We start from the raw sequence: 23,715 nt of genomic DNA, 5'->3' as shown, positions 1-23,715 counted from the left end.
GGTGCGGCGTACAGTGCTGGAAGTGCTGGAGGTTACCTGAGCAGTGGGAAACCTTATGCGGAAGTTTACATGATGCAGATTGGACGAGCGGAACGGGAGGGAGTTGCGACAGGAATGCTTGGAATGAGGAGTTTGAGAATCGGGATCCCGACCGGCTTGATTGCCGGTCAGGATCGACCCGAATACTGAGTGCGGACTAGCGCTTCGACTGGCCGCGCGCTGCTTTTTTGAGCTTCTTTTTGTTGGAACCGCGCGGAGTGGTGCGCTTGGCCTTCGGTGCGGCTTTCTTGCGGGAGGCCCGTTTTACCTTTTTGCGCTCTAACTTGTCTTCAATCTTCTTGGTATTTGCCAATGACAACCTCTCTTACTGAGTCAAATCAATGTGTCCCGCTTGGATTGCGGTGCGAACCCTATGGTAACAGGGATAGATGTGCGGGGAAAAGCGTTGATGCTCTACCGAAAGTTAGCAAGCGTAGGAAAAGCCGGAATGACAGAGAAGCATCGAGCGAATTCACGCCGTATTTAACGAATCTCAGCGTAGAATGAAGATAAGACGCGATCTGGGATCGCCCCAGCCTGCTCGGCCTTTGGCCGTCCCAATGCTTCAGTACGAGCTCCGTAGCCCACGCAGCAATCACATGTCATCGGTTCCACGGTCGACATTTTCCTCGTGAAACGGAGTATTTATGCGTTCTGATCAGATCCATCGCGCGCTTGCGCAGGGAATGAACCGATTTGAGATGTGCCAGCTAGTTGCGAAGGGCGTAAAAGCCACGCACAAGACCGGCGGACGGTTCGAAGACACCATCAATGACGCGCTGCAGTTTCTAGGCACGCACAAATCTGACAAGATGGTGATGCATCCTGCATCGAAGGTCCCCGCTGAAAAGTCTCTGAAACCGGCTGCATAAGGCAGCCAGCAAACCCTAGAAATGCATATGCATAAAAATGAGAAGGACGGCTGATATGCCGTCCTTTTTGGTCTCACTTCGAACTTTTCGTCCAAACTTAGCTAGACAGCCTGAACGTTCTCAGCCTGCCAGCCCTTGGGGCCCTTGGTCACGGTGAACTGGACCTTTTGGCCTTCCTGGAGCGAGCGGAAGCCGTTCGCCTGGATGGCGGTGTGATGGACGAAAACGTCCTCGCCGTTCTCACGGCTCAAAAATCCAAAACCCTTGGCGTCATTAAACCACTTGACTGTGCCTGTTTCCATTGTGTGATTCCTTGTACTTACAGAATTACCGCCGAACGCAATGACGAAGTTTGCGAGTGAGCGGGTAAGCTAAAACAGGCAATTACTTCTATCGAATTCTACGATTGTCGTAAGTGTAACACATCACGTGACCTGTGTCGGTTTAATTTCGATTTGCCTCATGCAGAGTGCAGCATCTGGTCGAAGAAAAAGTACCCTGAAACCCTATCGAAATAACAAAGTACCGTTCTGAATTGCAGCGCAACCCGGTGGCGACATAGGTGTGGATTCAGAGGGGGGAGGGGGCTTAGGGTGCAGATATGATGCGCCGAAGTGAAATGAGCCGATCCTCCCTCCAATCCAGCAAGTGGACGTCACGGTTCTACCTTTGCTGCGCGGCTATTCTGTTTGCGCTGGGGGTGTGGCTGCTGATTGCTCCTGCCAAAGCGCGCGGGCAATCTTTGAGCGATAATGGCTTCGCTCTCGAAGCCGGAAATCCATCTTGCGTGATGGCGATGACCATGGCCGGAGAGAGCAGCGACAGGTGAGACCGATCGTGGCGGCGTCGAATGCAAAACCGGGCGAGCGAATCGGCCAGGATATGTGGCCTGAGGCGGAGCGACACTCAAGCGCTGTGGGGCGCTTTGTTCGGAGCTGGTGGGGACTAGCGCTGATTGGCGCAGTGATCTCGACACTGGCTGGAGTTTTGTTTGCGTTGCCACAGCTCGGGACCTCGCATTGGCACGACGAACTGCGGATTTACCTGGCGCAATTCTGGATCTGGGCCGCGCTAACTCCACTTATCGCGCTGGTGGATCGTCAGCTCCCTTTCTCCGGCAGAGAATTGGGAAAGCGTCTTTCCGCTCACATTCTGGCCAGCCTGGTTTTCACAGAAATTTACTTCTACGTCTTCACCACCATCCGAGCGCTTTTCGGCGTTACACCGTGGAGTTCTCTGGACTTGTCGCAAATATTCAGCCCTGCGGTCGTGGGATGGCAGCTGTGGTGCTGGCTGATTTACTGGATCATTCTCGGCGGACTGCAGGCTTACCAGTATTACAACCGCTACGTGAACAGCGAGCTCCGTCTGGAGCGGCTGGAGCACAGCTTCAGCGAGGCGCGGCTGAATGCTTTGCGCATGCAACTTGATCCGCATTTTTTGTTCAATGCGTTGAATACCATCTCGTCGCATGTGGAGCGCGATCCGAAGCTGACGCGGCGAATGATCGAGCATCTGGGCGATCTACTGCGTATGTCCCTTGAATCCAAAGACAGGCAGGAGGTTCCGCTGGCCGAAGAGCTGGCGTTTCTGGAGCATTATCTCGAAATACAAAAGATCCGTTTCGGCGATCAACTGCGTGTGGTGATGGATGTGGCGCCGGAAGTGAAGTATGCGGCGGTGCCTTCGATGTTTATTCAGCCGCTGGTGGAGAATGCGATTCGCCATGGGATTTCGCGACGGGCTTCGGGGGGAACACTGACCGTGCGCGCAAAGGCGCTGGGCGACAGGCTGGAAGTCCGAGTGATGGACGATGGGGTGGGTTTGCCGCTGGGGTGGACGCTGGAGGGCTCAGAGGGATTGGGGCTCTCGATCACGCGGCAACGGATTGCGGGGCTTCATCCCAATGGGGCAAGCCGTTTCGCAATCAGAAACCGACCTGAGGGTGGGACGGTGGTGGAAGTATCGCTGCCTTTGCGACTGGGAGAGTCGATAAATGAACGCGCGTACGCTTGAGCCAATTCATGTGCTGGTGGCGGATGATGAACTGCCGGCGCGACAGCGATTGATGGATCTGCTGCGACGCGATGACCAGGTGGCTTCCGTGAGCGAGGCTGCGGATGGCGAGACCGCGGCGGAGATGATTCAAAAGCAAAATCCGGATCTGCTTTTTCTCGATGTGCAGATGCCGGAGTTGGATGGGCTGGGCGTCATCGACGCGATCGGCGCGGCACAGATGCCGTTGACCGTATTTGTGACGGCTTACGATCAGCACGCGATCCGCGCATTTGAGGCGAATGCGCTGGATTATTTGCTGAAGCCTTTCAGCGATGAGCGGTTCGAGGCGACGATGGCGCGTGCGAAGGCACGGCTGGACGAACGCAGCATGAAGGAGTTTGGCCAGCGGGTGATGAAGATGGTGAGTGCGGCACCGGCTTCTCCGGAGCGGAGGCTGGACAGGCTGGTGGTGAAGGCGGGCGGCACGACGCGGTTTATTCGTGTGATCGACATCGACTGGATTGAGGCTGCGGGCGTGTACGTGACGCTGCATGTGGGCGGGAAAGAATTGCTGTATCGCGCGGCGCTGAATGATCTGGCGGAGAAGCTGGATCCGCGGCGATTTGTGCGCGTGCACCGGTCGGCGCTGATCAATATTGAAAGTGTTTTGCAACTGGAGCCGATTTCGCACGGGGAGTTTGAGGCGGTGCTGAAGAATGGGGCGCGGACGCGAGTGAGCCGGACGTACCGGGTGCAGCTGGAGAAGCGGCTGGGGCAGCCGTTGTGAGATGCGAGACTTGCGGCGACTGATATAGAAAAACAGATCCTTCGCTACGCCTACCCCACTTCGTGGGGCTCCAAGGCGCTCCGCTCAGGATGACACTTCTTGAATTATGCGGAGCGGTGTGGCGCCGGGACAAAAACGAGAGGGACGGCTGTTTGGCCGTCCCTCTGCTGTTTCGAAAACTTGTTGCTCTGGTTTAGAGAGCCTGGACGTTCTCAGCCTGCCAGCCCTTGGGTCCCTTGACCACGTTGAACTGAACCTGCTGGCCTTCCTGCAGTGAGCGGAAGCCCTGCGACTGAATGGCGGTGTGATGGACGAAAACGTCCTCGCCATTCTGGCGGGTGATGAAGCCGAAACCTTTTGCGTCGTTGAACCACTTAACTGTGCCTTGTTCCATTTTGAGAATGCTCCTTTGAAGCTATTACCGCGAACGCAATGTGGAAGTGCTGCGTGTGGAGCGGTAACTCGGAACAGGCAAGAACTTCTAATCGAATTCTGGGATTGCAAAGAGTGTAGCATGGCTGGGGAGAATTTCGTGCCACACCCAGGTAACCGCGTCCTCGTCATCAATCCCGGGTCCACCTCCACCAAGTTCGGCGTTTTCACAATGGAATGTGCGGAATGGGTGAGTTCCGTACACCACGGGGACGAGGAATTGAAGCAGTTTCGGGGCCGCTCAATGATGGCCCGAACCGGCTACCGCGCGGCGCTGATTGAGAAGGCGCTGGTGGCGGCTGGATACGATCCAAAGCACTTTGCGGCCGTCGGCGGACGGGGCGGCTTTCTGCCTCCGATGGCCTGCGGGACGTACCTGGTTGACGACGCGCTGGTGGAAGAGCTTCGGCTGGCCAAGCGGGGCGAACATGCCAGCAACCTGGGCGCGGTGCTGGCGCTTCGATTTGCGCAGGCTGCCGGGGTAAATGCCTACATTGTGGACCCGGTTACGGTGGACGAATGGCAGGATTGTGCGCGGATATCCGGGTCGCCGCTGATCGAACGATCGTGCATTGGGCATGCGTTGAATATCAAGGCAGTCGCACGTCGGTTTGCCCGAGAATCGCGGCGCGCGTATGCCGATCTGCGGTTGATCATCGCGCATATGGGTAGCGGGGTTACGGTTTCAGCGCATCGCGGCGGGCGGATGATCGACAACAATACGCCGGAGGAAGGACCCCTGGGACCGGATCGGACGGGCAGTTTACCGGTGCGCGGGCTGATCAAGCTTTGCTACAGCGGGCAATTCAGCGAAACACAACTGGACCGGATGGTTTTTGGCGAGGGCGGGCTGTTTGCTTACCTGGGAACGCGGGATCTGGAAGAAGTTGAGCGCCGGATTGATGCTGGCGACGCAAAGGCCGCCGTTGTTTACGAGGCGATGATTTACCAGGTGGCGAAGGAGACCGGTGCGATGGCCGCGGTGCTGGAAGGGCGCGTGGATGCGGTGGTGCTAACTGGCGGCATAGCGCACTCTGAACGCTTGATAAGCCGGCTTCGCACGTATATCGACTGGATCGCTCCGGTCACGGTGTATCCGGGGGAAGATGAGTTGCAAGCGCTGGCTGAGGGCGTTTTCCGTGTGCTGAACGGAGAGGAAGAGGCCAAGCGGCTTATGACGCATGAGGCGGCGAGCAAGGGTCGCGAGGCGCTGGTGATCGGGCTGGAGTGATTTGGCAAACGATTGACGGATCGTCCGCTTTAGTTACTCAACGAATCTTTGAAGAATCCACCCTGGTCCATTCGATGAGATGTACGGCGGTTTCCAGAACCTCATCGCGGCCTGCGGCGAGACCCTGGATCGTGGGCTTGACTACAACATCGGGGATGATGCCGATGCGTTGGGTGGGGCGGTGATCGGGAAAGAAGACGCCGAGACCGCTGATCATGGTTTTGAGTTGACCGGGCAGGTCGATCGAGGAAACGTTGCCGTCGGCGCCTGCAGTTGTGCTTCCTATGACAGCCGCATTGGGCATCGCGCGCAGCGCCATCGCCGTATATTCGGCTTGGCTTTGCGATGTCTCGTCGACCAGGATCACGATCTTGCCGCTGTAGTGAACTGGGCCGGGAGGGATGGACACTGCATCACCGAATTGGAACGCACCGGGATTAGCGAGATCGGCGTGCGAGAAAACGGCGAACGGAGTGGGCCTAGTTGCGAAGTAGGCGCCCAGGGCGAACGGCATAAACTCTGACGGGTAGTTCCGGATGTCGATGATGATGCCTTTTGTGTTCTTCGCTTTCTCGAAGTACGCAGGTAGATCAGCGGCCTTGATGGTGGATAGCTTGAGGTATGCGACCTGCAGCGAGAGGAGTCGAAAGGTGTCCCCGGGCTGGTCGTGGGTGGCCCATTCCTGTTTCGTCTTGATGCGGACGGTCTGGATTTGAACGGGGCGACCTTCGCGAGTGACTTCGACCGAAACCGGTCCACAGGCGCCACGGGTAAGAGAGGCCGCCAGATCGCGTTGTCGTGCTGCGCTATTTGAGTCTGCGTAATAAATTTCCCATTTGTCGATGAGAGATTGGATCGACACGCCGTCGAATGTGTCGAGGATATCGCCGGGCTGAAAGGTGCTGTCTGCGGAATCTAAACGGTAGATCGCAGGCTTGTTGTCAACGAAGCGAAGTTTGATCGGGAGTGCGCATTCGCCGACGGGAGGCCGCGCATCCAGCGAGCTCCAGAGATTTGCGTGTGTGTCGTTAGCTTTGGCGATGAGTTCGAAGAGAGCGAGTTGGTATGCGGTTTTGTCTTTGGCAAGGGCCAGCGTGGGAATGAAGAACTCGAGGACAGCAGGCCAGTTTTGCCCCGCGACCTCGCGATCGGGCGCCCAGTACTGAAGAATGTTCCACCAGCGAATTAAAGCGAGAAGCTGATAGCCCGAGTCAGGGAACGAGATTTGGGGATAGGCGAGTTCGTGTCTGAATTCAGGGTTGCCAACTCCCGGCATGAGCGAGACATAGAATTGCTTGCCGGTTCGGTTGGCGTAGATAGATTCGAGACGCTGGCTGAGAGGAGCGCCGAGCAGCTTGCGGTCGTGAATCCACTCGAGAGGAGGCTTGATGTCTAGGTCGCCGGAAGGGGCGGAAAAGCAGACACTACAAGCGGACAGGCCGAGCTTGTCAATCCAGTTGAGAAGCGCGTCGTTCGCATGGTCGCGGTCCGGCGCGGCAAGGATGGCCGGCAGAATGCGGAGCAAGTCGTAATCCCAATGCCGCTGGCCGGAGGTGATAGCGGGATGGTGATATTTCAGGAAACCCCATACCCGCGCCAGGGTGGCGAGATTCGAGATCTGCGTGGGAGTGAGTTTGTCGACAGCGATGCGCGATCCGGAATCGAAATCATGGTCTTCCGGCAGCCCGGGAAGCGCTGCAGCTTCGGCAATTGGTTTTCCGTCTACCATGAGTTCGAGATCATCTGCCCACAGCGTGCCTTTGCCGGCGAGGATAACGCCAAAGAAAAGTTTCTCGGCTGTGGGATTGATGGGTAGCGTGATGCTGTACTGTGCCCAATCGCGCGTACCTTTGACCTGCTGCGAATCCATGTTCTCAAGCGAGAGCATTTGACCGCCGCCATCCTGGCGCATCCACAAAGCTGCGTTGCCGGAAACATCCTGGAGCCGGAACCAGCCGCGAAGCTCCACGCTGCCACCCTTGAAATCAATAGGAAGGCTGCGGGTGATTACGGAAAATGTTTCGGTGGACTTGTCGTCGCGCTGCAGGCGAACCGCCCATTGTCCGGAATGGTGGACAGTGTTGTCGGCTGCGAATGTTTCTGGAGGACCTCCGTACCAGCCGGTCAAGGCCAACCCCTTTTGATCTTCAAAGCCCATCGACTGTTGCAAGTTCGCGCGAGTAACCCCTGATTGTGCAAGCGATGAGATCGAGAGGGCAAGAAAGGCCGCAGCAGAAACGCATCCGTTCATGGCGAGTGGATCTTCTTTCGTAGGAACCAAGAAGTATAAGCCAGCAGGATTGCGCTCGCATGCGAGACTGCACCGACACGCTGACCCAATGGTCGCGTTCTGATCGGATTACCAAGCAGTTTCCGTGGGCTTACTCCATAGATCGTTGAATCTGAATTTCGCGGGGATCACTGCCTACTTAATTTTTCGCCTTCGGCTATGCGGCTTGCGACTTGAATTGTTCAAGATATGCGAGACATTCCCGTACCACTCGCTCACTGGGTTCGCCGGTTTCGACCTGATTCTGGAGGCGCAAGAGGATGGTGCTGTACTCCTCAAGATCTTCTCCATCAAGGTTCAGGGCGGGAATTCCAGCGATGTATTTGTCCAGAAGTGCGGTCAGTTCTGTAAGGGTCTGCATACAGAATCTGTAATTGAAACGAGTGTGGATTTGGTGGTACCAAACTCAGTAAAAACCGCATCGTAATTCGATTAGGGTAGAGATTTGGTTCCGGAGGAGAAGGGGAGCGCAACTCTGGAGTAGATTCTGGGTCTGTGCAGGAGTACCGTGGAGCCTTCGCTCGCAAGGCTCTGTCAGCGCGGACCTGTTCCAAGTCACGACCAAATTGAAGACAGACTTTGAGGGACCATCGAATGAGCAATGAGAACAGCTCAGCCAATCGTACCTGCCGTATTTTTGTTCTCATTGTCTTCGTGATGGTGGTCTGCGCCTTTCTTCTCGTTATTGGAATGTCGGAACACTCGTCGGCGGGAATTCGACGGCATTTTTCGACTTCCGCCCAGCAATGAATTGATAAGTTACTAGCAGCCGACTGCGTTGCTGCTTTCGATCTGCAATGAATATTCCTGAAGCGAAAACACCTTAACGGATCAGGCGGACAGAGTTCGCAGGCTGATGGAAATCGGCAGGTCGATGAGGAGCCGTTCGCTAGAGCTTTTCGAGGTTGGCGAATTTTTCCATCAGCTTTTTCATGCCGTGGCGCGAGAAGAGCACGGTGAGTTTCGCATCGTCGCCTTCGCCTTCGCGCATGACGATCTGGCCTTCTCCATATTTGCTGTGGCGCACGCGCTGACCTTTTTTGAGGCCGGCGGATCCGGTTGGCTCGGGAATGTCCATCTTGGGGCGGGATGTGGGCCTTGCAAAAGAGCCGGGCGTAACGCCGCGTCCGCCGAAGAAGCGGGCGATGTTGTCAATTGAATTTGCGCCGCCTTCCGGACTTTTGCTCTTTGGAGATGAGTGCTGGCTACCTGAGATTCTTGTTACTTCCTGGCTCTCGTCTTCGTAGTTGTAGTGCCGGCTGTCGTATTCGCTGGTCTGCGACTGGCGTCGGTTTGCGCCATAGCTGCTGCCGCGGCCGTTACCGTAAGCGGGGACGGCCCATGCGGGCGATCTACCACCGAGATTTTCGACGAGTTGATTGGGAACTTCTTCAAGAAAGCGCGAGGGGACACTTTGCTCTGGCGCATCGTTGCCATAGCGGCGGCGATAATGAGCGCGAGTAAGGATAAGCGTGTTCATCGCGCGCGTCATCCCGACGTAGCAGAGACGGCGCTCCTCTTCGAGTTCCTCGGGGTTCATGAGGGTGCGGGAGTGCGGGAACAGACCCTCTTCGAGTCCCGCAAGAAAGACCAGCGGAAATTCGAGGCCCTTGGCGGCGTGGAGCGTCATCAAAGTGACGCGTGCGCTGGGATCAAACTGATCGGTGTCGGATGCGAGGGCTGCGTGATCGAGGAACTCGGCGAGGGTTTCTCCGCGGACTTCGGCATCGTGCGCCGCGTTGGCTAATTCCTTGAGGTTTTCAACGCGGCTCAGAGCTTCGGGCGAGGCTTCGGCTTCAAGGGCTTTGATATAGCCGGTGCGGTCGATCAGGAAGCGGATGAGTTCGGGGAGGGTGGCGGGATCGCCGGGTTTTCTGAATCCCTCAGCACCCTCTTCTTTGAGTTCGGGTTCGTTGCTTTTCGCAGTTCCCTTCCCAGGTCTCAAATCCGAGACCTGGGGCACCCGCGTTTCGGGCTTGGTCTTCGGCATTTGAAGGAAGGGGCGCGCTCTTTTCGTTGCGAATTGATTGTCGGCGAAGGGCGAGAAGTGGCTGGGATCCAGTAGCGGGATTTGATTTTCGTTATCGCCAAAGCTAAATTCGGTTGCTGCTTCGAAGACTTCAGAGATTTGCTGCTTCTCTTCTTCATCGGGTTCGGTTGCGCCGAAGGAGAAGTCGGTGTCGGCGTCTTCAGCGCCTACATCGGCGGAGAGCTTGCCGGCGAAGTCGGGGTCCATCATTGCCTGCGCGTCGAGGATGAGCGTGCGAAAAGATTCGAGCGCCATCTGCGCGCGGGTGGGGATGAGACGCTGTGTAATCGCAGTGCCGAGCGCGTCCCATGTGGATTGGCCGGTTTCAAGCGCGAGCCGTTCGAGAGTTTCGAGGGTGGTTTTGCCGATGCCGCGAGCCGGGGTGTTGATGACGCGGTTGAGTGCCATCGAGTCGTGCGGATTGCGGACGAGGCGCAGGTAGCACAGCAGGTCCTTGATCTCAGCGCGTTCGTAAAAGCTGAAGCCGCCGACCATGGTGTATTTAATGCCGTAACGGCGGAGCGCTTCTTCAACGAGGCGCGACTGCGAGTTGGTGCGATAAAGAACCGCACAGTGGGCATCGTCGCCAGACTCGACGGACTCGCGAAGAAATTTCTGGATGCGGTCGGCGATGAAGAGAGCTTCGTTTTCGCCGTCGGGCGCTTCGTAGTAGCCGATGAGCGAGCCGCCCTGGCGATCGGTCCATAGCTTTTTGCCTTTGCGGCGGAGGTTGTTGGCGACCACTGCGCCGGCGGCTTCCAAAATGACTTGTGTAGATCGGTAGTTCTGCTCGAGCCTGACAATGCGGGCGTTGGGAAAATCTTTTTCGAATTCGAGGATGTTGCGAATGTCGGCACCGCGCCAGGAGTAGATGCTCTGGTCCTCGTCGCCGACGGCGCAGACGTTTTTGGTTTCCCCAGCGAGCAGTTTCATCAGTTCGTATTGCGGACGGTTAGTGTCCTGATACTCGTCTACGAGGATGTAGCGGTAGCGACGCTGGTAGTACTCACGCGTGGGAGCGGAGACTTTGAGCAGACGGACGGCTTCGAGTAACAGGTCGTCGAAGTCGAGCGCGTTGTTCTTGCGCAGTTCATCTTTGTAGCTTTTGTAAATGTGTGCGATGCGTTCGCTGTCGGGATCCTTGGAGCCAAGATAGTAATCCTGCGGATCGACCATGTGATTTTTGGCCCAGGAGATGCGGCTGAGCACGGTGCGCGGCGTGAGTTGCTTAGTATCGAGGCCCATGCGGCGCATCACCTGCTTGACGATTCCCTGCTGGTCGTTCTCGTCGTATATGGCGAAAGAGCGGGTGAGGCCCTGGCCATCGACTTTGAGCGCTTCGATATCGCGGCGCAACATGCGCACGCAGAGCGAGTGGAAGGTGGCGATGAGGGGCTTGGTGAGCGAGCCGTGGCCGAGCAGACGCTCGACCCTCTCCCCCATTTCGGCGGATGCCTTGTTGGTAAACGTAACGGCCAGAATGGAATCGGGCGCGACGCCCTTCTGCTGAATGAGCCACGCGATGCGGCTGGTGATGACGCGGGTTTTGCCTGAGCCGGCGCCGGCGAGGATCAGGAGAGGGCCATCCGTGGTCTCAACCGCGGCGCGCTGTTCTGGATTCAGATTTTCGATGAGTGACTGCGACAAAGGCGGCGTCCGGCGGAAAGGTTCCTGTCTCTAGTTTACCTGTCTCGCGATGACTACGGGATCGACAGGAGTTGCACGCAGAAGAACGCTGAAGGCATCTGGTTTGAATTGATTTGAAGAGTTCTGATTGATTTTCTTTCTTGTCGGATCTTATTGTGATGCCCGACATAGCGCGGGGAGAAAAGGCGGCGTACGCTCGTGATCGCTTTACTCTGTCATTTCGATCTGGCATGGGTTCTTCGGCCGCGGAAAAGGATGATTAGCCGCAGGCCAAATGGAACCACCCAGGTTACAAAAGGGGGTGCCTCGTGCGCCCTTTTGCATACGGCCTTATAGGGCTAATAGTTTCGACGGCTGTCACTGTTTCATCTGGTTTCGCTTCACCTCTGAACAGTAAATTACTTTCGCTGGTACCTCCCGGCGCCGAAATCGTTTCGGGATTCGAAAACCATCCAGTTGGGCAACCACACGAGCATGGCCGTCTGCTGCTGTCGACGCGTAACGACCGACTTGACCTTGATGACTGGCAGGCTCTTGCGGGCGTCGACGGCAAAAGGGTCGTCGACGAAGTGATTGAGGTGGCCGCTTCATCTGGTGGTGGAAGACTCACCGAACATCTGCTGCTGGTGGGCGGACATTTTGACGCGGAGCGAATTTTTAAAGCCGCGCTACTGAACGGCGCGGAGACGACCGAGTACGAGGCTGGAACGGCATTGTTGATCAAACCGTTTGCTCGCGAACAGGGAGAGATGCTGGACACGCGGTGGCTGGTGATTCTCAACGATCGCATCGCAATGCTGGGAACAGAGGTGATGGTTCGAAAGGCGCTGCAGCGATACGCCACTCACGCCGACATCGATATGCCGCTGATGGAACGGCTGACGCAGATGCGCTCCGATGTGACGTCTTGGAATGTTGTGGTTGGATCCCCAATTACTGAGGAGAGTCTTGTTTTCACGCAGCCCAACAGCATGCTGACGCGGTTGATCGAAGGCGCGGAACTATTGATGGTTGGTACGCGCTTCGGTCCCAAGATTCGCGTGGATTTTTCACTGCACGTACGGAATGATCACGCAAAGGGCGTGCTGACGGAGAAAGCTGCGTCATTCGCGGACGTCTTTGCCAAAGAGCCCCCAGCAGTATCTGGGTCTCAACCGCAGCCGCAACGACCGCTGGGAAATCTTTCCTTTGAAGCGGATCGGATTCACGGATCGGTTGAGCTGTCGGCGAGTGAATTCGAGCGGTGGAACGAGCAGGGCGGGTTTGCGCGTCGATTGCAGGAGCCGATAAGTCGAGGAGAATAAAGAAGTCTCAAACCGCGTCGTAGCCACATGCGCTACGCAAAGCGAGACAGGCATCTTATACTGCGCACTATGAGACGATCAGCGCGGTTTCTAAAGGTTCTCACGATCGCGTCCTCAAGCATGGTGTGCACAGTCTGCCTGACTGCTTTTGCCGCGCATCATTATCTCTATGGACAGAGCACGGATGCGTCATTTCCCTCAGGTTACGACGCCGTGCAGGCCGCTCCCGCAAGCCACAAGGTCGTTTTCGAGAATGCTTTCGTGCGGGTGTTGCAGGTGACGCTGCCGCCCAAGGGCGGTACAGAACCGATGCATCATCATCGGTGGCCGAGTTTGTTTCTGGGCTATGATACCGGCGGCACAACGCCACACATCCGCTATCACAGGGCGGATGGCAAGGTGGTGGACCAGCCGAGCCAGACGGAGCCGGTTCATGCCGGTGTGTGGAGTGGGAACTGGATGAAACCCGAGCCAATGCACGCCATCGAAGTAGTCGATCCGGGCAAGGCGGGACCGGGTGCACCCCCAGGCTGGCTGCGCGTCGAGATCAAGTGTGCGCAGTGATGAAGCTCGCAGGTTTCGTTTGAAGATATCGGAACGCGAGTGACTGCGGTCTCGATCAAGAAGGCGCACGCGGATTCCGTGCGCCTTCTCTGTTCTGTGGTTGTGAATTTCTAAATTTCTAATTGGTCGGGCCAAAGGATACGCCGCGGAGCACTTCGCCGAAGTTCGCGGTGCGGAGTGTGCGGAACGACTCCCCTGCTGCTACGGCACTGCTGGTATTGCTGAGAGGGTCGGTGATTGTGACGAGTTTGTCAGGGTCAGCACCGGTGTCTCCGTTGCCGCTGATGGTGGAGGTGATCGCCCATATGGTGACGGTGCCGTCGTCATTCACGCGTCCGGTAAGGTTGCGGAGGCCGTCAGCCGCGGGCGACCAGGGCAGGCCGGTGGCCGCATTGGTTCCGGTGGGATAACCCGCAACCGTGTAGGGTGCGCCTAACTCCAATCCGTTGGTCAGGACGTAAGCGAGTTCCCAGCGACTGGTTGCGGGGTTCAGCACCCACTTCTGCAATCCCGCGAGTGTCTGGCCCGCGGCGTGAGTGTAGAGGTCGGCGCCTCCCGTGTAGCCATCGCCTTCATCGGCGACGTAGAGCGTGTTGGCGTCTGCGAACCATAGTCCGAAGGGAAAATTGACGGGATTGACAGCCTTGTTGGATGTGGTGGGAAACCCGGCGACGATGCACATATTATTGGGAAGTCCGGTCGAAGGCAGCGGCAGAGTGTAGTTGAGAGGCGTTGTGGGTAGCGTTGCGCCGGCAGCAGGGAGTCCGACACCGCCCGTGCAGGGCGTGTTGCTGGTGTTGACGTAATAGACGGTGTTGACGCCGTTTCCGCCGGAGCCCTTGGTGTAATAGAGCACGTTGTTGAAGACGGTCATGCCGCGGAAGTTGTCGTCTTTGCCTACCTTGTCGGCCTTGTCACCAAGTTCCGTGACGGAGAAGCTTCCAACCGGCGTGGGCAGACCGGGAGCCTGATCGGCCTCGGGAAGATCTGAGGGACTTAGTATCTGCGCGCCTGCGCCTAGGACTACATTTTGTGGTTCAGGGGTTCCGCCGTTACCGGCGTTGCCCGCGATGTAGAAGACGTCGTTGCCCCAGGTGTTGTTGAGGATTGCGGAGCGGCCGTTGTTGCCGCTGTAGGCATTGGTCTCAGCGAAGGTGAAATGTCCCCAGCGATCGACGCGAGCGACCGCTCGATAGTAGGACGAGGGAACCGGATTGGTAGGATCGGGGGCAATTGGCGTGTTGGAATTTGAGACATCGATGGCGTTAACAGGTGCGACGTACCCCATGAAGGTGAGATAGCGGCCGTTTGTAGACAAGTGGAGGCCGAGTTCGGACTTGGAACTGAAGCTCGTGACGAGTTGATCGCTCGAACTGGAGATGCCGGAGTCGAGGCTGTTGGGGACTTCGAGAGAGCTGATGACATGACCGGACGGCGTGGAGTGATCAAGGAAGATGCGCGACGTGATGCCAAAACTGCCGTCGATGGTGTCATTGGCGAAGACGAAGGGGTAGGTACCGTCGGCCACGGCTGTGACGCATGCGCCGGTGGATGCAACGCAGTTGGGCGGCAGCGTCTGTCCGATCGTGATATTGCCGGCAAGGTTGTCGTAGACCGACCGGCTGACAACGAGATTGCCGGGATTGAACGCAGGCTTGCCCTGCGCCAGGCCGAGGGATGGCAAGAGGATCGCGGAAAATGCGACGGCAATGGAAACACGTAACCGAGAAGAAAGAATGGACTGCTGTGTCACCGGGTGACCTCCAAAAGCTGGGATTTGATAGTGCGGGGAAGAGGCAAGAGAACTCCGCGGATGAAGCTAACAGCGGATCGTGAATGCGCGATGAACACGGGATTAAAGGCGAGTTGCGGAGGGAAGGACGCGGCGGAGCTATTCTGGTTGCGCGATGAAACTGAAAAGGGTTGCGGTGTATTGCGGATCTGCGAATGGGAGCGATCCGATATTTCTGGCGGAGGCAAAGGCGCTGGGAAGGGCGATCGCCGACGCTGGACTTGGGTTGGTGTATGGCGGAGCCAGCGTGGGGCTGATGGGTGCGGTGGCGGATACGGCGTTGGCGGGCGGTGCGGAGGTGATCGGGGTTTTGCCGGAGATTCTTTCAGGCAGCGAGATTGCGCATCGCGGACTGACGCGGCTGGAGATGGTGCCGACGATGCACGAGCGCAAGGCGCGCATGGTGAAGCTGGCCGATGCTTTCCTGATGCTGCCGGGCGGCTATGGAACGCTGGACGAGATGATGGAGATTGTGACGTGGAAGCAGTTGCGTCTGCATACCAAGCCGTGCGTGCTGATCAATACAGCAAATTATTGGGATGGGCTGCTGGCATTCCTGGATCGCGCGGTGGAGGCTGGTTTTTTGAAGGCGGAGAATCGGCTGCTGCTGGAAGTGGCGGGTTCCGCGGAGGAGGCGGTTCGGATTGCTGTGGCAGTGGACGGTGAATAGCGGATCGAATGCGGGAAGCCCGGGCCAGGAAGCTCTTAAAGACGACGGCGTCCGCTCAGCAGGTTGAAGAGAAGGATTACGAGAGCGACTACCAGCAGAATATGGATGAAGCCGCCAGCCAGGTGGAAGCTGAATCCGAGAAGCCACAAGATTAAAACCACAACCAGAATTGTCCAGAGCATGCTTGCCTTTCCTGATGCTGCGGGCGTCCCTGACGTTGAGAAGAAAGGGACGCCCACGATTTTCAGAATTAACTACTTGGAAGCTACCGCCTGCGCCTTTGCGCCGCGAACGGCGTTGAGGAAGGGACGCGCGGATTCGGGCACAGCGATTTCGCCCTTCAAAATGCGCGCATTCGAAATGTCGTGGCCGTAGATGGCTTCGGTGGAATCATCATCGCGGCGGATCGAAGCGCCGTTGAGAGTGAGTCCGGCGAAGGCGCCACGGGCTCGCGAGTAGGTGAGGATCTCAGCATCCATTTTCCAATCGGTATCAGCTGAAGCGTGACGGCCGACTGGGCCGGCTGCTGCCGACGCGTCCGCTCCAAGCTCAAATTTGCTGGAGAGGAGCTGGTGCATTCCGCGCTCGTTCTGAATGATCATGACCAGGTCGACACCTTCGACACCGATCTGCAATCCCCAGCTGCCGCCGGTAATCGCGAAGAAGATTGGTGCGCTCCAGCCGTTTGAAGATCTGCAGGTAGCAACACCGCGGCCATTTTCAGCGCCGAATACGAAGCCGCCCTTGAGAAGGTGGGGAACAACGGCGATGCATTTTGCGTGTTCAAGAACTTCTTCAGGAATGCCTTTATCGGGGGCGTCCATGATTTCGTGAATCACTCTGCCGGCATGGTCGAGCCGGTCATTGGTTGCTTCACGATTGGTTCCCGCCCAGCCGATGCTGGTCATGCCTAGTAATGCTACGAGCGTGATGACTTTCTTCATGCAAAACACCGTTTTCTACCTATGCGCTCAGTTTGTTATTTAGGGATCTACCTGGCGCATCTGGTAAGTCCTATATTATTCGGAGTTTGGTTGCGAGTCTGAGCATTACCGCTCACATTTAGCGATAGATAGGGAAGGAGATAGAGTTCAGGGTGCTCTACTTTCAACTTCTATCTAGAAACAACTTAGATGCAAGATATCGGTGGTTGAAGTCCATGATGATTTGCGTGATCGTGGCCTGCTGCAGGACGGGTGGCCCAATGGTGACGCGAAGTCGTCTCCTACAAGGTCGACGGAGTCTATTTGCGGCGCGCGCGTTCGCGCTGGAGTTCGCGGTAGAGTTCGCTTTTGGATTGGCCCAGCTCGCGGGCTAGACGCTTGAGGGCTTCCTTCTCATCCAGACCTGATTCGGATTGGAGTCGGGCGACGCGGGCGGAGATGGTCTCCCGGGTCTCAGAGACGGGACCTGGGGCGCCCGCAGTTTTGGCGGGGACTTCAATAAGGAGCACGAATTCGCCGCGGATGCGATCGCGTGCTATGAGATTCTGACGGATCTCCGCTGCGGTGCCGCGTAGGAATTCTTCGTGGAGCTTGGTGAGTTCGCGGGCGGCTACTACGCGCAGGGTTGGACCGAAGACGGATTCGAGGTCTGACAGGGTTTCGGCGATGCGGTGCGGGGCCTCGTAAAAGATGATGGTTTGCGCGGAGTCGCGGGACAGCGCTGCGAGGTCTTCGAGACGGGTGCGGCGGGCACCGGCTTTTTCCGGCAAAAATCCGATGAAGTGAAATTGCTCGGTGGAGAGACCTGAGGCGATGAGAGCGCTAAGAGCAGCATTTGCGCCGGGGATGGGAATGACGGCGATTCCAGCGGCGATGGCTGCGTTGACGAGCCATGAGCCAGGATCGCTGATACCGGGGATACCCGCATCGGAGACGACAGCAATGCGCGCGCCGGCTTTGAGGGCGTCGATGAGTTCTGTCGCACGCTCGCGCTCGTTGTGCTGGTGATAGCTGGTGGTGGGTGTGGCGATGGCGAAATGGTTAAGGAGCTTTTGGGTCTGCCGGGTGTCTTCGCAGGCGATGCGGTCAGCATTTTTTAGGACATCGAGTGCGCGAAGGGTGATGTCGCCGAGGTTGCCGATGGGTGTGGCGACGAGGTAGAGGCCAGGGGCGAGTTCTTCTGACATTGCTTAGAACATGGTAGTTGAGGTTCGTGCTTTCCCACCCATGCTGCGATGAAACTGCGTCACGGATGGGGCACCCAAGTTTGTACGGATTGATGCAAAAAACAACTGCGGATCCTTCGACTTCGCTCAGGATGAGAGTGCTCAAGGATGGTCCGAGGTCGTCGATGTTGGGTTAGTGTTTCACTACGCTCAGCGTAATGGTTGATGGATATTGGGTGGAGTGGTGGACCTGGTTGTGGGCTACTACACCCTTGGTCTCATCGTAGTTGTTGCCGCCGGTGTTGAGGTTGCGGTCATAGCGGGGAAAGTTGCTGCTGCTGATTTCTACGCGCAATTCATCGCCGGGTGCGAAGTAGTTGCTGGTCTGCATGGGCTGAAAGGTGATTTTGTAGACCTTGTCTTTTTCCATCCATACGGGCGGCTGGTTGTAGCCTTCGCGGTAGCGAGCGCGTTGGATGTTTTCGTCGATGTTGTAAGCGGTGCCGTCGGGGAGAACGTCGATGAGCTTGACAGTGAAGTCGGTATCCTTGGCGTCGCTTGACACGTAGAGAGTGACATCGACGGTGCCGGTGACCTCCATGCCCTCGGAAAGTGGGCTGGTGGAGTAAACGAGTACGTCATCACGCGCTTCGAGAGGACGCTGATCTACGGCGCCGGGCTTCAAGTCGGCGCCCATGCAGCAGAAGCCTCCGCCGCGGGTGGGCACGGGGTTCATAGGATCGTAGAGGAATTTGTCGGCTGCGTCTTTGGGCTGCGCCGCGGTGGCCAGCGTGCCGTCGCCTGCCAGCGAGTTGGCGCGGCCGGTTGACGTCAAGTAGAACGTGACGGGCTTGGCTTCCTTGGGAGGCCAGGTGTCAGAAGATTGCCACTTGCTGAGGCCCATGGTGTAGTAGCGAACCTTGGGTGTCTTCGCGAGAAGTCCGTTGTCTTCGCCTTTGAGGAAGTGATCGAACCAGCCAAAGGTTAGGGCGTCGTAGTCGAGACGCGCATCGCCGAGATCACGTTCGCCGACGATGGTGTGTTCTTGAGCGCGTTTGTAGCTGCAGTGCGGGACAGGAGCAATGATCGCGTACTGCTCGTTGGCTACTTCGGGGCTGGCGGTGGAGCGGACAAAGTTATATGCGGCTAGATTGGGAGCGACGCTAACGTCATACCACGTCATCATCCAAAGGCCGGGAACGTTAATGTGCATCGAGTCGTTCCAGAGTCCGCCTTTGTACCATGCGGGATCGTTGGGGGTTCGCTCAATCATGCCGCGCTGGCCTGAAGGGGTATTGTCGGCGTAGATGCCTTTCGGCGCGCCGACGGCAGCGAGGAGATCTTTTTCGGGCAGATGCGCCAGTGCCTTGGTCCAGTCAACCATAGGCGGATGGGCGTTGAGGTCCCACCACTTTGCGGCTTCGACGAGCGCCTGCTGCGAGGTGTTGGGTGGAAAGTTTGGTTTAGCTTCGTTGGTCTGGAGACCGGCGTCGTAGAGCCAGGTGGCGAAGAGCATCTGCACCGCTCCGCCGCGGAACCAGTTGCCCTGTTCGTAGTAGGGACCGACACGGCCAACTCCCGCGCCGTAGCTTTCAGGGATGATGGTGGCAAGAGCCTTGTTGCCGCGAGAGGCGACGTTGAGTTGCCACTCTGCAGTGGAGGAGCAGCCGATGAGGCCGACTTTTCCGGTGGACCAGGGAAGCGCCGTCATCCAATCAAACTCGTCGTCGGAATCGGTAAGTGGAACGCCAAGGATGTCGTAGTCGCCTTCGGAGAAGTAGCGGCCACGCTCGTTCATCTCGATGTAGGCGTAGCCGTGCTTGACTGCATCGAGTGCGGCGGTCATGTCGCGGGGGGCGCCGAGAGCGATGTCCCAGTAGTTGAAGTTGTAGGGCGTGCGCGAAAAGATTACGGGATACTTTTTGGATTCATCCTTGGGGCGGTAGATGTCGGCCTGCATCCGCTTGCCGTCGCGCATGGGGACCATGACCTTGCGCTCGATAGTGGCGATGGATTCAAGTTCCTGCTCGATGGCGTTACGGCGGGCGATGGTGGCGGCGTCGCCGGTGCGGGCCTGCGGGTGCGCGGGGATAGCAGAGATAAGACAAGCGAAGGCGACTGCAGCCAGTTGGAGTTTGCGTTGCATTGTGACCTCGAAGGGGTAACGCTTTGCAGCAAGAATACTGTAAATGCGCAGCGTTGCAGGGCTAAAGACCGATTGTTGGTTTGCGCGTTATTGAGTGGCTTCAAGGCCACTGCTCCCTCCGTGTCGTAATTCTTTGGTGCTCATTTTTCGGGAATTGATGGTGAGGAGAAGCAGGTCCCATTCGGCTTCGCTCAAGGGGACGGATAAGAAGAAAAGGGCGCGCCCGATGCGGGTGCGCCCTTCTTATGAAACTCGGATACGGGACTACTTCTTAGTGGCCTTGTAGCTGGAGTTGATCTTCTGACCGGCTGAGTCGAGGATGCCCTTAACGTCAGCGGCGTAGGGCCCCGTGGGATCAAGCTGCAGATACTTCTGATAGGCTTCGCCGCAACCTTCGGGCAGAACGATGCGCTGCGTCTTGGGGTCAACGGTTGCCTTGGTGATGAGGGCCTGTCCCTTGAGGTAGTAGGGCAGCGGATCGTCGGGCTTGGCGGCGATGGCCTGGTCAGCGGCTGCAACCTGACCTTCAGCATTGCCGGTCTGTGAGTAAATGACGGCTTCATTCTTGTAATAGAAGCTGGCCTTGGTGGGGTCTGCCTTGACAGCGGCATCGTAGGCTGCCTTGGCTTCAGGCACCTTGCCGTTCCGGGCATAGATTTCGCCGAGGCCGGAGTTGGCCAGTCCCTGTATTTCTGGACGCGGCTTCTTCGAGGTGGATTCGAGGTCAACTGCCTTCTTGAACGAAGTTTCAGCGTCATCGTATTTCTTGAGGCCGAGTTGGCCCTGGCCGAGATAGGCCCAGAGCACGGACTCTGTCGGCCGAGCCTGGGTATCTTTTTCCATCAGCGTAACGATGTCGGTATACTTCGCGTTTTTGATCTCAGTCTCTTTAGCAGCGATATCGGTCTTCGACGCGGAGGCTCCCAGTTGCTGTGCCGCAGTGGCACGGGCCGAATCGGCATCGTGAATGTCGGCCATGGCGGTCTTAAGGTCGGCATTCAGCGTCTTGATGACAGCGTTAGCCTTGAGGGCCTCAGCGTTGTGCGCCTTCATGTCAGCGAGTTGCTTGCGTGTCTCTTCAGGGAGCGCATCGACGTATTCCTTGCGCGACATGTCGTCATCGGCAACTGTGTCCTGGCCGACAACGATCTTGATGTTGTCGAACTTGTCCGCTTGCTTGTCCTGCGGCATGTTGGCGGCGCGATAGATCATCGTGTAATTACCCGGAGGCGCGGTTCCGGCATAGTTACCGTCAGCGTCGACGGTAAAGTTGGCCACGTCTTTTGAGCCATTCATCAATGTCACGTTGCCGCCGCCCTGGGAAGCACCCGTAGGGTTAGTCACGTGGCCATGAATCTTACCGGTGGGTCCAACATTGGCTGGCGTGGGAGTCTGAGCTGGCGCGGGAGTCTGGGCGAGCGCGGGCAAAGCGGCGAGGGCCAGCATACCGATCCAGAGCGAAATCGTGCGTTTCATGTTCTTCTCCTTGGGAGCTTGGGCGAGCCGTTCAGCCCGCGTGCTCGATCGAAAAATGGTTCCGTGAATGTCACACATCGACGACTTTGAACCTGCTCCTGGTTAGATGCGCTCGGGGCGCTGCGATTGACGGTATAAAAGCTTAGTCCAGTCGCGAATAGCCGGGTACATCGATAATCGAAAAAATATTGCTACGACGAGCAAGCTGCGGCAGGAACTACTGCGGCAGCGAGCGCCCGCCTGGCACGACCAAAGGTAAATCCAACGGATGCTTAAGCACAAGGCCGGAAGACCGTCGAACCGGAATGACAGCCGGGGGCGAAGCTGAAGTTGATGTTAGATTGACGGCTTGGGGTGCGCGTGTGGCCTGCGTCACACCCTAGAATACAAACATGTGCAAGGAGAAAAGTGGAAGCATGAGTGCCAGCGAGGGGCTTTCGATTCGCCCGGCGGTAGAGGAGGATGTGCCGCAGATTCTTGAGTTTATTCGTGCACTGGCCAAATACGAGCGCGAACCGGACGCGGTGTCGGCCACGGCGGCAGACCTGTTGCGCGACGGATTCGGGCCGAACCCCTACTATTGGTGTCTGATCGCTGAACTTGACGGGATTCCGGCTGGCTTTGCTCTGTGCTTTTACAGCTACTCGACGTGGCTGGGGCGGCCGGGCGTGTACCTGGAGGATTTGTTTGTGCTGCCGGAGATGCGCGGGCGCGGAATCGGCAAAGCGCTATTGCGCAAGGTGGCGGCGATCGCCGTAGAGAAGGATTGTCCGCGGCTGGGTTGGGAAGTACTGGACTGGAATACGCCGGCAATTGAGTTCTATCGAGCAATGGGGGCGGATTTTCTGGACACGTGGCGGAATGTGCGCATGAGCGGAGAGGCTCTGCGGCGGCTAGCTGGAGATGAGGAGCCGGCGCGATGAAAATTCGCGTGATTGGCGGAGGACTTGCGGGACCAGAGGCGGCGCTGACGGCAGCGCGCATGGGCTGCAAAGTGGATCTCTACGAGATGCGCGCGATGGTGGACGGGAAACCTCGGCTCACTCCGGCGCACCAGACGACTGAGTTTGGCGAGCTGGTGTGTTCAAACTCCCTGAAGAGCGAATCGCCGAACACGGCGCCATGGCTGCTGAAGCAGGAGATGCGGCGCGCAGGTTCGGCACTGTTGAAGATTGCGGATGAGACGGCGGTTCCGGCGGGACACGCGCTGGCAGTGGATCGCGTGGAGTTTTCAAGACGGATTGCGGAAGCGATTGCGAACGAGCCGGCGATCCACGTGATTCGCGAAGAAGTGACGCGGCTGGAATCGGATGATTATGAGCTGACCATTGTGGCAACAGGGCCTCTGACTTCTGGCGCGTTCAGCGAGGAAATTCAGCGGATCACGGGCGCGGGGCACCTGGCGTTTTACGATTCGATTTCGCCGATTGTGGATGCGGAGTCAATTGATATGGAGCGGGTGTATTTCGCAGCCCGGTGGGACAAGGGCACGGCGGACTACATCAATTGCCCGATGGATCGCGCTGAGTATGACCGCTTTCTGGATGCGCTGCTGGCGGCGGAAGCAGCGGAAAGTAAAGAGTGGGAAAACCTCGACTACTTCGAGGGATGTCTGCCGATTGAAGTGCTGGCTACGCGGGGACGCGACACGCTGCGGTTTGGGCCGATGAAGCCGGTGGGATTGCGCGATCCGAGGACCGGGATGCGACCTTGGGCGGTGGTGCAACTGCGCAAGGAGAATGTCCGCGCGGACAGTTACAACCTTGTCGGCTTTCAGAATCACTTGAAGTTTGGCGAGCAGGCGCGCGTGTTGCGGCTGATTCCGGGACTGGAAAACGCAAAGTTTTTGCGCTACGGACAGATCCATCGCAACACGTATATCTGCGCGCCGGTGTTGCTGGATGAATTTCTGCGCTTGAAGCGCGAACCGCGGATTGTTTTTGCGGGACAGATTTCAGGCGTGGAGGGGTACACGGAATCGATTGCAACGGGGATGCTGGCGGGGATTTATGCTGGCGCGCTGGCGAGTGGACATGAGCCTGCGGCAGTGCCGCGAGGAACGGCGCTGGGGTCGCTGGTGCACTACATCACACATGCGGATGCGAAGGACTTTCAACCTGCGAATATCACGTTCGACTTGCTGGAGCCGCTGGAAGAAGAGGTTCGCAAGAAGGTGCGGGACAAGAAAGAACGGCACCGGATGGTGTGCGAGCGGGCAATGGACAAGTTCGGTGCCTGGTGGGCGGAGCAGCGTGTGGTGGTTGCTTTCTAAGGGGGCTAAAGCCCATCTTGCCTCGTGCTGATTTCGGCCTGACGAAAAGTCATTCC

At 57.6% G+C, this 23,715-nt stretch carries 22 protein-coding genes; 10 read left to right on the top strand and 12 right to left on the bottom strand.

Going from position 1 to position 23,715, the window contains the following annotated elements:
- Positions 1-196: 196 nt before the first annotated feature.
- Complete coding sequence (locus P8935_RS06255; RefSeq protein WP_348264133.1) at positions 197-352, bottom strand: hypothetical protein; 156 nt, start codon at positions 350-352, stop codon at positions 197-199.
- Positions 353-686: 334 nt separating this feature from the next.
- Between P8935_RS06255 and P8935_RS06250 the strand changes: the two genes are divergently transcribed.
- On the top strand, positions 687-911 hold the full coding sequence (locus P8935_RS06250; protein WP_348264132.1) for a hypothetical protein: 225 nt from the start codon (positions 687-689) through the stop codon (positions 909-911).
- 101 nt (positions 912-1,012) lie between these two features.
- Here P8935_RS06250 and P8935_RS06245 read toward each other — a convergent pair whose 3' ends face one another.
- Positions 1,013-1,213 carry a cold-shock protein gene (locus P8935_RS06245; protein WP_348264131.1) on the bottom strand — a complete coding sequence of 67 codons (201 nt, stop codon included), beginning with the start codon at positions 1,211-1,213 and terminating at the stop codon, positions 1,013-1,015.
- 317 nt (positions 1,214-1,530) lie between these two features.
- Here P8935_RS06245 and P8935_RS06240 point away from each other — a divergent pair, with 317 nt between their 5' ends.
- The 3 genes from P8935_RS06240 to P8935_RS06230 are packed head-to-tail and all read left to right on the top strand — an operon-like array spanning position 1,531 to position 3,696.
- Positions 1,531-1,740, top strand: a complete 210-nt coding sequence (locus P8935_RS06240) for a hypothetical protein (RefSeq protein ID WP_348264130.1) — start codon at positions 1,531-1,533, stop codon at positions 1,738-1,740.
- Positions 1,737-2,927: a histidine kinase gene (locus P8935_RS06235; protein WP_348264129.1), complete on the top strand. Its 1,191-nt coding sequence runs from the start codon at positions 1,737-1,739 to the stop codon at positions 2,925-2,927. Before P8935_RS06240 ends, P8935_RS06235 begins: the two co-directional genes overlap by 4 nt.
- On the top strand, positions 2,908-3,696 hold the full coding sequence (locus P8935_RS06230; RefSeq protein ID WP_348264128.1) for a LytTR family DNA-binding domain-containing protein: 789 nt from the start codon (positions 2,908-2,910) through the stop codon (positions 3,694-3,696). The genes P8935_RS06235 and P8935_RS06230 overlap by 20 nt, the downstream gene beginning before the upstream one ends.
- A gap of 193 nt (positions 3,697-3,889) precedes the next feature.
- On the opposite strand, the gene P8935_RS06225 is transcribed toward P8935_RS06230, so the two are convergent.
- Positions 3,890-4,090, bottom strand: a complete 201-nt coding sequence (locus tag P8935_RS06225; protein ID WP_348264127.1) for a cold-shock protein — start codon at positions 4,088-4,090, stop codon at positions 3,890-3,892.
- Between the two features lie 138 nt (positions 4,091-4,228).
- On the opposite strand from P8935_RS06225, the gene buk reads away from it, so the two are divergent.
- Positions 4,229-5,359 carry a butyrate kinase gene (buk, locus tag P8935_RS06220; RefSeq protein WP_348264126.1) on the top strand — a complete coding sequence of 377 codons (1,131 nt, stop codon included), beginning with the start codon at positions 4,229-4,231 and terminating at the stop codon, positions 5,357-5,359.
- A 37-nt stretch (positions 5,360-5,396) separates the two neighbouring features.
- Here buk and P8935_RS06215 read toward each other — a convergent pair whose 3' ends face one another.
- From P8935_RS06215 to P8935_RS06205, 3 genes are all read right to left on the bottom strand, one after another.
- On the bottom strand, positions 5,397-7,610 hold the full coding sequence (locus P8935_RS06215; protein ID WP_348264125.1) for a S41 family peptidase: 2,214 nt from the start codon (positions 7,608-7,610) through the stop codon (positions 5,397-5,399).
- 196 nt (positions 7,611-7,806) lie between these two features.
- The gene (locus P8935_RS06210; RefSeq protein WP_348264124.1) at positions 7,807-8,010 is read right to left on the bottom strand and encodes a hypothetical protein; all 204 of its coding nucleotides are present in this window, start codon (positions 8,008-8,010) and stop codon (positions 7,807-7,809) included.
- Positions 8,011-8,538: 528 nt separating this feature from the next.
- Positions 8,539-11,325, bottom strand: coding sequence for a UvrD-helicase domain-containing protein (locus P8935_RS06205; RefSeq protein ID WP_348264123.1), 2,787 nt, complete (start codon positions 11,323-11,325; stop codon positions 8,539-8,541).
- Between the two features lie 308 nt (positions 11,326-11,633).
- Here P8935_RS06205 and P8935_RS06200 point away from each other — a divergent pair, with 308 nt between their 5' ends.
- Together P8935_RS06200 and P8935_RS06195 are read left to right on the top strand one after the other, a co-directional pair.
- Positions 11,634-12,629 (top strand): hypothetical protein, encoded by a 996-nt coding sequence (locus tag P8935_RS06200; RefSeq protein ID WP_348264122.1) that lies wholly within the window; start codon positions 11,634-11,636, stop codon positions 12,627-12,629.
- 69 nt (positions 12,630-12,698) lie between these two features.
- A complete protein-coding gene (locus P8935_RS06195) occupies positions 12,699-13,193 on the top strand; it encodes a hypothetical protein (RefSeq protein WP_348264121.1) in 495 nt (164 codons plus the stop codon).
- A 118-nt stretch (positions 13,194-13,311) separates the two neighbouring features.
- On the opposite strand, the gene P8935_RS06190 is transcribed toward P8935_RS06195, so the two are convergent.
- On the bottom strand, positions 13,312-14,946 hold the full coding sequence (locus tag P8935_RS06190; RefSeq protein WP_348264120.1) for a hypothetical protein: 1,635 nt from the start codon (positions 14,944-14,946) through the stop codon (positions 13,312-13,314).
- 154 nt (positions 14,947-15,100) lie between these two features.
- Between P8935_RS06190 and P8935_RS06185 the strand changes: the two genes are divergently transcribed.
- Entirely contained in the window at positions 15,101-15,655 is a 555-nt protein-coding gene (locus P8935_RS06185) for a TIGR00730 family Rossman fold protein (RefSeq protein ID WP_348264119.1), read from the top strand.
- A 35-nt stretch (positions 15,656-15,690) separates the two neighbouring features.
- Here P8935_RS06185 and P8935_RS06180 read toward each other — a convergent pair whose 3' ends face one another.
- The 5 genes from P8935_RS06180 to P8935_RS06160 all read right to left on the bottom strand — a co-directional run bounded on the left by P8935_RS06180 (position 15,691) and on the right by P8935_RS06160 (position 21,387).
- A complete protein-coding gene (locus tag P8935_RS06180; RefSeq protein ID WP_348264118.1) occupies positions 15,691-15,837 on the bottom strand; it encodes a lmo0937 family membrane protein in 147 nt (48 codons plus the stop codon).
- A 72-nt stretch (positions 15,838-15,909) separates the two neighbouring features.
- Positions 15,910-16,599 (bottom strand): lipid-binding SYLF domain-containing protein, encoded by a 690-nt coding sequence (locus P8935_RS06175; RefSeq protein WP_348264117.1) that lies wholly within the window; start codon positions 16,597-16,599, stop codon positions 15,910-15,912.
- 299 nt (positions 16,600-16,898) lie between these two features.
- Positions 16,899-17,786, bottom strand: coding sequence for a 16S rRNA (cytidine(1402)-2'-O)-methyltransferase (rsmI, locus tag P8935_RS06170; RefSeq protein ID WP_348264116.1), 888 nt, complete (start codon positions 17,784-17,786; stop codon positions 16,899-16,901).
- Between the two features lie 172 nt (positions 17,787-17,958).
- Positions 17,959-19,911, bottom strand: coding sequence for a CocE/NonD family hydrolase (locus P8935_RS06165; RefSeq protein WP_348264115.1), 1,953 nt, complete (start codon positions 19,909-19,911; stop codon positions 17,959-17,961).
- Positions 19,912-20,175: 264 nt separating this feature from the next.
- Complete coding sequence (locus tag P8935_RS06160) at positions 20,176-21,387, bottom strand: tetratricopeptide repeat protein (RefSeq protein WP_348264114.1); 1,212 nt, start codon at positions 21,385-21,387, stop codon at positions 20,176-20,178.
- 416 nt (positions 21,388-21,803) lie between these two features.
- Between P8935_RS06160 and P8935_RS06155 the strand changes: the two genes are divergently transcribed.
- Positions 21,804-22,310: a GNAT family N-acetyltransferase gene (locus tag P8935_RS06155; RefSeq protein ID WP_348264113.1), complete on the top strand. Its 507-nt coding sequence runs from the start codon at positions 21,804-21,806 to the stop codon at positions 22,308-22,310.
- Positions 22,307-23,659: a methylenetetrahydrofolate--tRNA-(uracil(54)-C(5))-methyltransferase (FADH(2)-oxidizing) TrmFO gene (gene trmFO, locus P8935_RS06150; RefSeq protein ID WP_348264112.1), complete on the top strand. Its 1,353-nt coding sequence runs from the start codon at positions 22,307-22,309 to the stop codon at positions 23,657-23,659. The genes P8935_RS06155 and trmFO overlap by 4 nt, the downstream gene beginning before the upstream one ends.
- The last annotated feature ends 56 nt before the right edge of the window (positions 23,660-23,715 follow it).

It is taken from the genome of Telmatobacter sp. DSM 110680 (assembly GCF_039994875.1).
Classification (GTDB): Bacteria; Acidobacteriota; Terriglobia; order Terriglobales; family Acidobacteriaceae; genus Telmatobacter.
This window is presented reverse-complemented; position numbering and strand designations above follow the sequence as displayed.